Annotated in this window: 9 protein-coding genes and 2 tRNA genes; 5 read left to right on the top strand and 6 right to left on the bottom strand. The window is 56.2% G+C overall.

From position 1 onward, the window contains the following. Positions 1 to 164: 164 nt before the first annotated feature. The gene (gene cqsA / locus K4305_RS04295) at positions 165 to 1,412 is read left to right on the top strand and encodes an alpha-hydroxyketone-type quorum-sensing autoinducer synthase (RefSeq protein WP_331561137.1); all 1,248 of its coding nucleotides are present in this window, start codon (positions 165 to 167) and stop codon (positions 1,410 to 1,412) included. Beyond that, complete coding sequence (locus K4305_RS04300) at positions 1,409 to 2,251, top strand: GNAT family N-acetyltransferase (RefSeq protein WP_331561139.1); 843 nt, start codon at positions 1,409 to 1,411, stop codon at positions 2,249 to 2,251. The genes cqsA and K4305_RS04300 overlap by 4 nt, the downstream gene beginning before the upstream one ends. 9 nt (positions 2,252 to 2,260) lie before the next feature. Here K4305_RS04300 and K4305_RS04305 read toward each other — a convergent pair whose 3' ends face one another. The 4 genes from K4305_RS04305 to trpB all read right to left on the bottom strand — a co-directional run bounded on the left by K4305_RS04305 (position 2,261) and on the right by trpB (position 4,918). Further along, entirely contained in the window at positions 2,261 to 2,635 is a 375-nt protein-coding gene (locus K4305_RS04305) for a rhodanese-like domain-containing protein (RefSeq protein WP_331561140.1), read from the bottom strand. A 562-nt stretch (positions 2,636 to 3,197) separates the two neighbouring features. After that, positions 3,198 to 3,284: transfer RNA gene (locus tag K4305_RS04310), tRNA-Ser, on the bottom strand. Positions 3,285 to 3,483: 199 nt separating this feature from the next. Continuing rightward, positions 3,484 to 3,556, bottom strand: a tRNA-Gly gene (locus tag K4305_RS04315). Between the two features lie 162 nt (positions 3,557 to 3,718). Then, positions 3,719 to 4,918, bottom strand: coding sequence for a tryptophan synthase subunit beta (gene trpB, locus K4305_RS04320; protein ID WP_331561141.1), 1,200 nt, complete (start codon positions 4,916 to 4,918; stop codon positions 3,719 to 3,721). Positions 4,919 to 5,082: 164 nt separating this feature from the next. On the opposite strand from trpB, the gene K4305_RS04325 reads away from it, so the two are divergent. After that, entirely contained in the window at positions 5,083 to 7,734 is a 2,652-nt protein-coding gene (locus tag K4305_RS04325) for a putative LPS assembly protein LptD (protein WP_331561142.1), read from the top strand. On the opposite strand, the gene K4305_RS04330 is transcribed toward K4305_RS04325, so the two are convergent. Next, positions 7,731 to 8,612 (bottom strand): alpha/beta fold hydrolase, encoded by an 882-nt coding sequence (locus K4305_RS04330; RefSeq protein ID WP_331561143.1) that lies wholly within the window; start codon positions 8,610 to 8,612, stop codon positions 7,731 to 7,733. The genes K4305_RS04325 and K4305_RS04330 overlap by 4 nt on opposite strands. A 183-nt stretch (positions 8,613 to 8,795) precedes the next feature. On the opposite strand from K4305_RS04330, the gene K4305_RS04335 reads away from it, so the two are divergent. Together K4305_RS04335 and uvrA are read left to right on the top strand one after the other, a co-directional pair. Then, positions 8,796 to 9,227, top strand: a complete 432-nt coding sequence (locus tag K4305_RS04335; RefSeq protein ID WP_331561144.1) for an RrF2 family transcriptional regulator — start codon at positions 8,796 to 8,798, stop codon at positions 9,225 to 9,227. Between the two features lie 90 nt (positions 9,228 to 9,317). Then, on the top strand, positions 9,318 to 12,176 hold the full coding sequence (gene uvrA, locus K4305_RS04340; RefSeq protein WP_331561145.1) for an excinuclease ABC subunit UvrA: 2,859 nt from the start codon (positions 9,318 to 9,320) through the stop codon (positions 12,174 to 12,176). A gap of 16 nt (positions 12,177 to 12,192) precedes the next feature. On the opposite strand, the gene K4305_RS04345 is transcribed toward uvrA, so the two are convergent. Next, positions 12,193 to 12,483, bottom strand: a complete 291-nt coding sequence (locus K4305_RS04345; protein WP_331561146.1) for a hypothetical protein — start codon at positions 12,481 to 12,483, stop codon at positions 12,193 to 12,195. Positions 12,484 to 12,563: the final 80 nt, after the last annotated feature.

Consider the following 12,563-nt stretch of genomic DNA (forward strand, 5'->3'; position numbering starts at 1 on the left):
CTGTAAATTATAACCGGACACAAACTATCAGCATATACTGAGATAGTTACCTTTACAGAAATGGTCGTCGGGCGGTTTTCTGCGATTGCCATGGACGATTTCAGATGCCATAATTACAATAATAATAACAGGAAGGGATTTGATCAAACCTAAGGAGCGATACGATGATCGGAAAAGATGGAAAAATACCGAATACGGTCAACAGCTGCCCGGAAGACCGCTTAATCCTCGCAGTTCCGGATTTTCTTGAAAATCGGTTGAGTGCATTTGAAAAGGAGTCCATTCATACACGCTTCAACGGCAAACCCCTCGTTCTTGGCAGAAAACCCGGTCCGGATGCCATTATTCTCCAGAGTAACGATTATCTGAATATTTCGATGCATCCCGATATTTCGTGCGCCCAGATCAAAAAGCTCGAGCAGGCGGGGCAGGAGATGGTGATGTCGGCGGTCTTCATGCACGACGGCAGCGACAAGGCGATTTTCGAATCCGATATTGCCGGGTTTGCCGGATTCGAGAGCGCGATTCTCTGCCAGTCCGGATGGGCTGCAAACGTAGGCCTCATGCAGGTTATCGCCGACAGCAGCACGCCGGTCTATATCGACTTTCTGACCCACATGTCCCTGTGGGAGGGAATCAAGTCCGCAGGCGCGCCGTTTCATACCTTTCTGCACAACGATACCGCACACCTTGAAAAACTCATCCAGCGGCACGGACAGGGCATAATTCTCGTGGATTCGCTTTACAGTACCACCGGAGACATAGCGCCGCTGGCCGATATCGTCGATATTGCGAACCGATACAACTGCATTTCCGTAGTCGACGAGTCGCACTCCCTCGGCACCCATGGTCCCGAGGGACGGGGTCTTGTGGCTGCTCTCGGTCTCACCGACAGGGTGCATTTCATCACCGGAAGTCTCGCCAAAGCTTTTGCCGGCAGGGCAGGCATCATATTCTGCTCGAAGCGCTTTGCCCAATGCTACCCCTACATGGCTCATCCTGCAATATTCAGTTCCGCTCTCCTGCCGCACGAAATCGCCGGATTGTCGGCAACGCTGAAAATTATCAGAATGGGCGACGAACGGCGCAGGAAACTGCACGAAAACGCCATGTACCTGCGTCAGGGTCTGCTTGACCTCGGATACGCGATCGTCAGCCAGTCGCAGATTATTTCTCTCGAACCCGGCACCGAGCCTGAAACCGAACTGCTCAGAGACGCACTCGAGGACCGCAACGTTTTCGGATCGGTGTTCTGCGCCCCGGCTACGCCGAAGAACAGAGCGCTCATGCGTTTTTCGCTGCACAGCGGGCTTCGCAGAGAAGAACTCGACCATGTACTTCTGGTCTGCGAAGAGATCAGGGACGATACAGGCATGTGGAACTGGAAATCGACAAAACGACGCAAACCATGAAAAACGATCTCATCATCAGGACCATGACCCGCAAAGAGGTCGATATGGCGGTAGACTGGGCTGCAGCCGAAGGGTGGAACCCCGGTATACATGACGCAGACTGCTTCTGGCGTGCCGATACGAACGGTTTCGTCGGGGGATGGCTCGGCGACGAGCAGGTTGCCGCGATATCCGTTGTCCGCTACGGAAGTTCGTTCGGATTTCTCGGCTTCTATATCGTCAGGCCCGATTGCCGCGGCAAAGGGTATGGTCTGCAGGTATGGAACGCCGGCCTTGAACGCCTCGATGGGCGAACCGTGGGTCTTGACGGCGTGATTGCCCGGCAGGAGAACTATCGCAAGTCAGGTTTCAGTCTCGCCTGGAACAACGCCCGCTACGAAGGAAAGGGCGGCGGGGAAACAGCTCCGGGCGTGATTCCCGTCGGATCGGTGCCGAAAACGGAGCTGTACGGCTACGACCGGCAGTTCTTCGCCGAAGCGCGCGAAGCATTCCTCGAATGCTGGATCAGCCGTCCCGGTACGCAGTCGCACTGCGTGATGAATGGCGGCAGACTTGCCGGATACGGAGTGGCGCGTCCCTGCCGCAACGGATACAAGATCGGTCCGCTCTTTGCCGACACGCCGGAAATCGCTGATGATCTTTTTGTATCGCTCAAGGCCGGAGTGCCGGAAACCGAATCGTTCTTTCTCGATATTCCAATGGCGAACATCGAGGCTGTTGCCCTGGTGGATCGGCACGGCATGCATCCGGTCTTCGAAACCGCCCGCATGTATAGGGGAGAAGCTCCGGAGATCGGATTGCCGCGAACCTACGGCATAACCTCCTTTGAGCTCGGATAAAGCAATGGGTCAAGGTTGCCTGCCGAACCGCTTCAGCAAGCGGCCAAGGATGTTCTGATCCTGTTTCTTCCTTACCGGCAGTCCGGCCCGCTCCCAGCCGATAATGCCATCCTGCAGGTTCGCCACGTTCCTGTAGCCATGGCTCATCAGCATAGCTGTCGCTGTCGTGCTCCGGTTGCCACTTCGGCAGACCAGAACCACCTTCCGGTCAGCAGGGATTTCCCTATAGAGGCTTTCGAATCTGCTGAGTGGCACCGTCATCACCTCCGGAACATCGAAAGCTTTCCTCTCGATCTCGCCTTTTTCGCGAACATCGACCAGCAGCGCCCCTTTCCTTGTCATTTCAAAAGCGGCGGAAGGAGCTATATGTCTGACTTTTGCCATAAGTACATTGATTCAATTGGGTGCCCTGTGCTCATCGTATTATATACCTATACCCGGTAAGGGTATATAATACGATATTGCATGAACAACAACAACGGTCAGGAAAAGAAAGAAGGGGAATGCTCGCAATTACATAAAACAAAAGCAATCTCCGGGAGCCATCATGGCGCCGGGTTATGCATGCAGGCTCAAACCGCGCTTTTGAGGAGTCGTTTCTGCATCGGTTCGAATGTGATCCTGAGGTATCCGAAATCCCCTTGATTGATGGCATCTACCACAAAAAACACCACCAAAAACCCCGGACTTCACTATACCAATCCAGACAATATCAGACCCCAAAACAAGAAAAGCCCTGTAAAATCAGGGCTTTTCGGACTACATGAGACAGCTTTGAACTGCCATTTGGCGGAGAGGGTGGGATTGATTCGGGCTTGCGCCCTCACCCCTTCGGGGCGGACTCGCATTCGCTCGCCGTCGAAACGGCGTTGCCGTTTTCGAACCCAAGAGATTGGGTTCTCATCCCACCCTGAATGCAAAAACCCCGCTTTCGCGGGGTTTGCTGCGGAGAGGGTGGGATTCGAACCCACGGTACGATTGCTCGCACAACGGTTTTCGAGACCGCCCGATTCAACCGCTCTCGCACCTCTCCGTGTGCTGTCGAAAGATCATGACCGCGACGACGTGGATTTGACATCGGAGTCCTGAAGGGTCAGAATATAACAAAAAAAACAAAAAGCCATCGTCTGATCGGTTGAAAACCCGGGCGGACTGTTGAGCCTGGCCTGTCTGTCGGAAGCGATCCTGAACGAAAAAAGCCCCGGTCGATACCGGGGCTTTCTGTTTTCCGGAGCGGGAAACGAGACTCGAACTCGCGACCCCAACCTTGGCAAGGTTGTGCTCTACCAACTGAGCTATTCCCGCATCTGAAAGAGTGGGCTAATTATAGGGATTTTTTTTTTTTCGTGCAACAGGAAAAAAAGCAAAGCCGGATTTTCTTGTTTTTTTATTCCTGTAACCCTTGTCGTCACTGTTGTTTCAGTTCGTAACACATACACAAGTCAATCGCCTGCGCGATGCGGGCGCTCACAGGCCGAGGCTCTCGATGATTGTGCCCATATCCTTGTCGCCGCGGCCTGAAAGGTTTACGACAAGGATCGAATCCCTCTGCATGGTTGCCGCTCTCTTCAGCGCGTAATGAACGGCATGGGCCGATTCGAGCGCGCAGATGATTCCTTCGGTTTCGGCCAGCGTCTTCAGGGCGTCGAGCGCTTCGCGGTCGGTAGCCGAGGTGTAGCTGACGAGTCCGCATTCCTGCAGATAGCAGTGTTCCGGGCCGACGCCGGGATAATCGAGTCCGGCCGAGATCGAGTGGGCTTCGAGCACCTGGCCGTCTTCGGTCTGCAGCAGCCTTGTCATGGCGCCGTGCAGCACGCCGGGTTCGCCCTTCGTCAGCGATGCCGCGTGCCGTCCCTCGAGACCTTCGCCAGCAGCCTCCACGCCGACCAGTTCCACCTTCGGCACGTCGTCGAGAAACTCGTGGAACATGCCGATGGCGTTGCTGCCTCCGCCGACGCAGGCGGTAATTACCTCGGGCAGTTTTCCGGCCTGTTCCATCACCTGTTCCCGCGTTTCACGGCCGATCACGGCCTGGAAGTCGCGCACGATCATCGGGTATGGGTGCATGCCCACCACGGAACCGATAATGTAGAAGGTCTCTTCAGGGTTGTTCATCCAGTCGCGGATGGCTTCGCTTGTGGCGTCCTTGAGTGTCCTCGATCCCGAAATCACCGGCCGCACTTCGGCGCCGAGGAGTTTCATGCGCGCGACGTTCGGGGCCTGGCGCCGGATATCCTCCTCTCCCATGTAAACGATGCACTGCATGTCGAAAAGCGCGCAAACCGTTGCCGTGGCGACGCCGTGCTGGCCGGCGCCGGTTTCGGCGATAACGCGTCGCTTGCCCATGCGGCGGGCCAGGAGCGCCTGGCCGAGCGCGTTGTTGATCTTGTGCGCGCCGGTGTGGCACAGATCTTCGCGCTTGAGCAGGATCGAAGCGCCTCCGGCCTTTGCGCTGAGCCGTTCGGCATGATAGAGCGGAGTCGGGCGGCCCACATAATCGCGCAGGAGTTTGCCGAGCGTTTCCTGAAAAGCGGGATCCGTTTTCGATTTCCGGTACTCAGATTCGAGATCGGCGGCGTTTCTGATGAGCGTTTCGGGAATGAACTTCCCTCCGAACATACCGAAGTGCCCCCTTTCATCGGGAGCTGAATAAGGCGACGAGGACATGAAGCAGCAGCGAAAATTTACTGAAATGAGTCGGGTGCAAAAGGCCCGGAAGCATCAAGCGCAGAAAAGGCGACGCTTAGGCAACAATAAAATTAATATATTGAAACTTTTCGAGAGATACCTATGAAAGATACCCTTGTCCATCCGATCCGGAGAGTAGGCCCGTGACTGTCGGCAGGCATGTCATGCTGCTGGCGGCGGTTCTTGCGATGCATTTACCGTACGGCGCTGCCGCTGCTGCCGAAACCGACGTTGTTTCCGGCAGCAATCTGCCGTCGTCGGCCGGGGCCCGTGAAAGCATCACCGCATTTTCCGCCAGGGATTCCCTCATCTACCATTTCGGTGCGAAATCCATGGAACTGCGGGGCAAAGCGCGAATCGAACGCGATTCCACTACCGTCAGCGCTCCGAAAATAACGGTGGACTTCGGCAGTTCGACCATTCACGCATACGGCAGCGGAGCAGAAGCTCAAGGGACGGCCGAACCTGCGGTATTCAGCAACCGGGAGGGCAGTTTCAATGCCGACAGGATCACCTATGCCTTCTCCTCGGGCAGCGGCGAAACCACCAACCTCACATCGAGTTCGTCCGGTGTTATTTTCGGCGGACAGCAGGTGAGCCGGCTTGAAAACGGCGAGCTTGTCATCCGCGACGGTACCTTCACCACCTGCGACGACCCTGAACCGCATTACTGGATATCGTCGGACTACATGAAAATCATTCCCGGCAGCAGGATCATCGCAAAGCCCTTCATCATGTACATCCGGCCGGAAATCTTTTCGAAACGGCTGCCGGCCATTCCCATACTGCCCCTTCCGTTCATGGTTTTTCCGCTGCATGAAGGTCGTTCTTCCGGGGTGCTTATTCCCCGCTTCGGCCACGACGGCGACCGGGGCTACTCGTTTTCGGATCTCGGTTACTACTGGGCCATCAGCGACTACACTGACCTGCGTATCGAAGGCGATATCGCATTCAACGGAAGCTGGAGGCTTGCCGAGCGGTTCCGTTACAACAGCCGGTACAACTTCACCGGCATGCTCGAAGGCGAATACGAACGATACTTCAGGGGCGACTCCGGCGACCCGGATTTCGAGGAGTTCAACAGCTGGAGCTTTCGCTTCGAACATCACCAGGATTTCGATCCATCCTCCTCCCTCGACGCACGGCTTCGATTCCAGGGCGGAGACCGCAGTTACGATCTCGACGCCATCGATAGCGGAACGGTCGTCAACGAGCAGGCCGAATCCTACGCATCATACGCCAGGACCTTCGACGACGAGAACAGTATAGCCCTCATCAGTTATCAGCGTACCGATGACCTGAGAAGCAGCGACGAAAGTCAGCTCGCCGCCGCCGCTTTTTACCAGAACCGCTTCTATCCGTTCCGTTCCGGCAGACTCGGCAGCCTCGATGACTGGCGCGACCGGCTCTCCATAACCTCGGGGGGCTCGCTGCGGGCGCTCTACGCTTCCAGTGCCGGCAGCGACTCATGGGATTATCTTGCCGACGCAGCTATGGAAGCGGGATATTTCAAGGAGTATTCCCCGGGCAGCAAGGCGCTTTTCACCCAGGGCATCACCCTTCAGGGCAGGTTCCTCGAAGACGAAGCCTATGGCGACGACCGTTACGGCTTGAGGCTGCAGCTGCCCTTTCGCGTGCAATCGACGCTCTTCAGCCATTTCAACGTCAACGCCGGCATCTATTTCAACCACTACCTCGTCGGAAACGACATCCTCAGATACTACGACGGCTCGAACGTCGTTACCGACGAGCGTACCGGCACCGAAGGATTTTCGACCTGGCATATCGGCGCCGACCTTTCCACCCGGCTCTATGCGAGCATGAATACCCCCTTCCTGGAAAGGCTCGCAGGCCTGAAAGCCCTGCGTCATACCCTCATTCCCACTCTGTCCTGGACCTGGAACCCCGATTTCAGGGGAACCTCTTTCGATTATTACTCCACCGTGTTCAACGGCAGCGGCTACGATCGGTACAACCGCTTCGAGCATTCGGTCTACGCCGATATACCCGAAGGGCAGAATACCGTCGGACTGACCCTGAAAAACCTCTTTCACGGCAGGCTGAGCTCTCCGGAAGGCTTTGCCGGAGGCGATCGTACCCTGCACCTCTTCACGCTCTCCGCCTCGACCGCCTATAACTTCTCCGCCGGAGAATGTCCATGGACTCCTCTGCTGGTGACGGCGTCGAGCAGCGCGCTCTTCCCGAATTTTCTCATGAGCGCCGGCGCGCTCTATGACTTTTACGACTACGATCCTCTGACGGGCGACCGGGTGGACCGATTCGCGGCTGAAGACGGAGGGGGATTGCTTCGGTTCGTGAAAGGGTATTTCAACATGAGCATGAACCTCGAAGGCCGCAACCGCAACGGCCTTCCGGGGCGTCCCGAGGCGATGCGCGCCGAACAGGCCATATTCCGCGAACGGTTCGATGCCGGCGACTTCAGCGATATCGACTTCGCCCTTCCCTGGCGTCTGCGCATGTCGCTCTACCTGCTCTCCGACAGAACCGATCCCCTCAAAGAGGCCGAAACGACCACGCTGCTCAACATGTCGGCAAAAGTCGCCCTGTCGAAAAACTGGCAGGTCGGCATCAATACCGGCTACGATATCCAGCGAAACGAGTTCGTATTTCCGATGCTCCAGCTTTACCGCGACCTGCACTGCTGGCAGATGGGGTTCCAGTGGGTGCCCTCCGGCGAGTTCAACAGCTACTACTTCCAGATCGGCCTGAAAGCGCCTCAACTCGAGGACATCCGGTTCAGTACCGGCGGCAGGACGAGAGGATACACCGATTAGCCGACTATCGTATCGAGAATGCTTTCAAGCCTTTCATTGAAAGCCTCGGAGGCATCGTGGTGGATGCAATGCGCAGCTTTGGGAATGATGAACGCCCCGGCCTGCGGCAGCAGCTGCTGGAACTCGGGAATGATTCTGTGCGGAGGAAGCGCGCTGTCCTCCGCTCCCCAGACGAGAAAAGCCTGGCCTTGATAGCGGCAGGGTTTGGTGAGGTGATCGAGCGTGAAATCCTGCGGACGCCGCGAAGGAGAGAGATACGACCAGACGGCCCCTGTATCCTGCAGGGGTCTGGCGAACTGGTTGATCAGCTTCAGATCCACCTTGTTCTGGTTGTAGTAAGTCGGAACCAGGCTCTGGCTGACGCCGACCGGATTTGCGAAAGCCGTAAAAAGCACCTCCCCGATCATCGGCGAACCGACAAGTCCGAAAAAAACCTTTGCCATGCCGTCCATGCTGTCGCCGTACAACCCCGACGGGTTTGCAAGCACCAGCGCGCGAACCTTTTCGGGACGGAGGTGAGCGTAATAAATGCTGCCCGCGCCGCCCATCGAATGACCCACAAGAATCACATCGTCGAGCTTTTTCAGATGCAGGAACGCTTCGATCTGCGCGGCAAAAAGCTCCAGGCTGTAACGGACGTTCGGCTTCTGCGATTTGCCGAATCCGATGAGGTCCATCGCATAGATTCTGCGACTTCCTGCAAACCGTGGAATATTCTCCTTCCAGTGTTCGATCATCGCCCCGTATCCATGGATGAACAGAAGCGGCGGTTTATTGTGATTTTCGTCGCAACCGTATTCATGGTAACGGATTTTCGCTTCATGCTCGGCAGAAAGCTGCCAGAGGAAATACTGATCTTTCACTGGTGGGTGGGTCATGATCGGAAACTGTATGGTATTTTGAGCTATCGGGTCGTTGCCATGCCGTTTGTCGACAGGTGCCGAAGATCTCTTTCTGAAAAGAATGCATAAAAATATACGATGCATCAAACTAATTGCAATCTTCGGTGTTTTATTAGCAATTGGTTGTCATGCGCGCTTTAAAAATTATTGTACTTTTATATGCTTCAGGTTTCAAGAAAATTCGAATACGGACTGCATGCGGTTACCTATCTTGCAACAAAAGGGGCAGGTCGGGTAGTAACCGTAAAGGAGATGGCGGACCTCATAGGCTTTTCCCCGGAGTTTCTTTCGAAAGCGATGCAATGCCTGAAAAAAGCCGGAATCGTCGCCTCGGTGCAGGGAGTGAAGGGCGGATATCGTCTGGGGATGCCGCCGGAGGAAATTACTGTAGCCCAGATAGGCGTAGCCATCGAAGGAAATCCGCACCTCACCCGATGCGTTATAAAACCCGATAGCTGCGAAATTGCCGGGCATTGCAACTATCGCGGTTATATGCGCCATCTTCAGAACCGCATTCAGGATCTCATGGCATCGACCACCATCGCCGATCTGATCCGGGAGTATGAACCATCCATGCCGGTTTCGCAATAAAGCACATGGCGTCTCCGGTTCTCTCCGTTATTTACGTAAGGAGAGTCGTATATTCCCATTGTTCGAGTCAATGAAATTGCCAATACCATCATGTCTCTTTCCGTATCGCCGGATCTTCCGTCCGGCGCTGCCGCGCTTCCCGATATCGTTCTCAGGGGTATACGCACCCATAATCTGAAAAATATCACCGTCGCCATTCCGAGGAACCGCTTTGTTGTCCTGACCGGCGTCAGCGGTTCCGGCAAGTCGAGTCTTGCCTTCGATACCCTCTATGCCGAAGGGCATCGCCGCTACGTCGAGTCGTTATCCGCCTATGTCCGTCAGTTTCTCGAACGGATGCCGCGCCCCGATATCGAAATCGTTGAAGGCATTGCACCTGCCATCGCCATCGAGCAGAAAACCATCCCGAAAAACCCCCGGTCGACGGTCGGCACCGTTTCGGAAATCTACGACTACCTTCGTCTGCTCTATGCGCGCATCGGAAAAATCTACTCCCGCGATACCTCTGAACTGGTGCTCCGTCACACGCCGGAAGATCTCAGCTGCCAGGCACGTTTTTTCGACGAAGGGACAAGGTTCCAAGTGGGATTTCCTTTTCCCTGTCACAAGGACGCGGCCCTGCACGAATGCTCGGCAAAGGAAGAAATTGCCAACCTTCTGAAAAAAGGGTTTTTCAGGATCATCGAAGGCGACAGCGTGCTCGATCTTAACGAGGAGAAATCCTGCAGTCGGATCGGCGCAATGAGCCGCGACGAACTTTCCGGGCTGCTTGTGCTTGTAGACCGTTTCGTAGCCCGCGAGGACGATAAAACATACAGCCGCATCGAACAGGCCGCCGAAACCGCGTTCGGCGAATCCGGCGGCTATGCCGTGCTGAAAGTCGTCGGAGGCAGAACCTTTCAGTTCAGCGACCGGCTGGAACTGAACGGCATCGAGTATCAGGAACCCTCGCCGCAGCTCTTCGCCTTCAACTCTCCGATCGGCGCCTGCACCATGTGCCAGGGATTCGGGCGCATCGCCGGCATCGATGAGGACGCCGTCATCCCCGACAAATCCCTCAGCATTGCCGAAGGAGCCATAGTCTGCTGGAACTCCGAGAAATACCGCTGGAACTGGAAGCGGCTCATGAAGGTGGCCGGAAAAGTCGGCATACCGGTCGACGAACCATACGAAAAGCTCTCCCATCTCCATAAGGAGATGATCTGGAAAGGTATAGCCGGACAGGAGGAGAGCTACGACGGCATCTGGCCGTTCTTTGCCGAGATCGAAAGGGATGCCGGCTACAAAATGCACTACCGGGTATTCCTGAGCCGCTACCGCGGCTACGCAACCTGCCCTGAGTGCGAGGGGAGCCGTCTGAATGCGGATGCCCGGCTGGTAAGGATTTCGGGCCGCAATATCGGCGAAGTGACCCGTATGAACATCGGCGAGGCCTACGAATTCTTTACATCGCTCGATATTTCCACCTTCGACCGCAAGGTCGCCGAAGCTGTGCTCGAGGAGATCCTCAAACGGCTCACCTACCTGCTCGAAGTAGGCCTGAACTATCTTTCGCTCGACCGGCTCACCCATACGCTCAGCGGAGGAGAGTTCCAGCGCATCAACCTCTCCACCTCCATCGGCTCTCCGCTCGTCGGCGCGATATACATTCTCGACGAACCGAGCATCGGACTCCACCAGAGCGATTCGGCAAGGCTGATCCGGCTGCTCAGGAAACTCCGCGATCTCGGCAACACCGTAGTTGTCGTCGAGCACGACCGGGAGATCATCGAAGCCGCCGACGTGGTCATCGACCTCGGGCCAGGGGCAGGAAGGTTCGGTGGCGAGGTGGTATTCCAGGGCGCAATTGCCGACATGACGGCTTCGGGCGCCTCGCTGACCGCAGACTACCTGACAGGCAGAAAAATCATACCGGTACCCGCCGGGCGAAGGAAACCCGATTTTTCGAAAGCCATCGAAATACGGGGAGCGATGCAGAACAACCTGAAAAACATCGACGTACGCTTTCCGATCGGCGTCATGACCTGTGTCACCGGCGTGAGCGGTTCCGGCAAATCGACCCTCGTCAACGACATTCTTAAAAACGGAATCCTGCGCGAAAAGGAAGGAGGCATCGACAAGGTCGGTACCCACCGCTCCATAGCCGGAGCCGGGCTTATAGACCGTGTGGAACATGTCGACCAGTCGCCCATAGGGAGATCGAGCCGCAGCAATCCGGCCACCTACATGAAGATCTTCGACGACATCCGGGCCCTTTTCGCCCAGACCAGTGATGCGAAAGCACGTGGATGGAAAGCGGGATACTTCTCCTTCAACATTCCCGGCGGACGTTGCGAAAGCTGCGCGGGAGAGGGAAGCGTGAAAATCGAGATGCAGTTTCTCGCCGATATCGAAGCGGTCTGCGAAGAATGCAACGGACTCCGCTACAAACCCGAAACCCTCGCAATCAGGTACAACGGCCTCTCCATCGCCGAAGTGCTCGATCTGACCGTCAGCGAAGCGATCGGGTTTTTCGGCACCGAAAAGGCCCTCACCCGCAAACTGCAGGTACTCGACGAAGTCGGGCTCGGCTATATCCGTCTCGGTCAGTCATCCAGCACGCTCTCCGGCGGCGAAGCCCAGAGGCTCAAACTTGCGGGCTTCATCGCCCGCGCCGATGTCGAACATACGCTGTTTCTTTTCGACGAACCCACGACAGGGCTGCACTTTGACGATATCGGCAAACTGATCCGCTGTTTCGAAAAACTGCTCGATCACCACAATACCCTGATCATCATCGAACATAACCCCGACGTGATCAAGCAGGCCGACTGGGTTATCGATCTCGGCCCCGGAGCGGGGGACAAAGGAGGAGAGCTGGTAGCCGAAGGCACGCCCGAAACGATTGCCGGAGTCAGGGCATCGCTGACCGGGCGTCATCTGCAAGACTATCTCACCGGCGGGGGCTGAGAGGCCCTTCTGCGCTTCAGGCGATGGGGTCGTCTTCGAGCGCGCCGCCGTGGAGCCGTATATGGGGATAGTGCGACCGGGAGGTTCTCTCCACCCACACATCCTCCCCCTCGCTGCGGGCGGCTTCGTTCGCACCCGCCGATACCCGGTTTCCCGCCAGCGCAACGATCTCCGCAAGTATGGCCGCATGCCGCCGGTCATCTGAAGTTGCCGTATCGTCGCGCATTTTCGAACGCAGGCTCTCGAGTTTTTCAACGGCAACCTTGCCGATCGTATGGTAATAGCGTTTGTCGTATTCAGGATCCATGACATTCGGATTTAAAGGCGTCGCTCCTTTTCTGGGAGGTCAGGCCTGATGCTCTCTCACGGGTAACAGCTTTTCTTTTT

The sequence above is a fragment of the Chlorobium sp. genome (assembly GCF_036528655.1).
Classification (GTDB): domain Bacteria; phylum Bacteroidota; class Chlorobiia; order Chlorobiales; family Chlorobiaceae; genus Chlorobium.